The sequence below is a fragment of the Bartonella sp. AP58NXGY genome, from assembly GCF_042195785.1.
Taxonomy (GTDB): Bacteria; Pseudomonadota; Alphaproteobacteria; order Rhizobiales; family Rhizobiaceae; genus Bartonella.
This window is the reverse complement of sequence record NZ_JBHIOY010000181.1, coordinates 1-825: the sequence shown is the minus strand read 5'-3', so window position 1 is coordinate 825 and position 825 is coordinate 1. Positions and strand designations below refer to the sequence as shown.

At 40.0% G+C, this 825-nt stretch carries 1 protein-coding gene; it reads right to left on the bottom strand.

Going from position 1 to position 825, the window contains the following annotated elements; translation table 11 throughout:
- Positions 1–137: 137 nt before the first annotated feature.
- On the bottom strand, positions 138–825 hold a 688-nt coding region (locus tag ACFINC_RS10315; protein WP_375617152.1), incomplete at its 5' end, for a 50S ribosomal protein L11 methyltransferase.

Below are 825 nucleotides of genomic sequence, written 5' to 3'. Positions count from 1 at the left end.
TTACTCGCTATGGGGAAAAAGAAAACCATTGAGCCCCAGACGATCGACTTCTTTACGAAGAGAGCAAATACGCCAGAGAGCATGGCTGGGATTTGTTGTTGCTTCAAAAGATTGATACATAACAACGTCCTTTTCATTTATTTCAGATGTATCGTAACCCATCCTTGACGGTGGTATGTTTCAAGATGTTTTAATCCCTGTTTTACATAAGATTCCAATACAAGATCATGTTGTTCTTCAAGGATTCCAGAAAGTACAAGTGATCCACCTTTTTGAAGGACTTGAACCATTCCTGGTGCAAGTTCAATAAGCGGATTGGCAAGGATATTGGCAATGATAAGATCAAAGGGCGCACGTGATACAATTTCATCATGGGCAAAACCTATTGCTGTAATTGCCCTAATATATTTTTCTACGCCATTGAGTGCGATATTGTGTTGTGCAACTTTAATAGCAATGGGATCAATATCAGATGCAAGTATAGCAATAGCTTTGAGCTTTGCTATGCCAATGGCTAAGACACCACTGCCAGTTCCAAGATCAAGGGCATTTTGTGGATTCTCGTGTTTCATGACTTTGGCAATCATTTCTAAACAACCGGCTGTTGTTCCATGATGTCCAGTGCCAAAAGCTTGATTTGCGTCAATTTCAATGGGAAAAACACCTTGTGGGATATCGTTACGGTTATGGCTTCCATGAAGGAGAAAAGGGCCAGCATGTACAGGTTGTAGTCCTTCTAGGCTTTTTTGCACCCAATCAATATTAGGTAAAACTTCCCTATTAATTTTATCAGAATCTATAGAAAGGGTCTGTGCAAAACGTTTC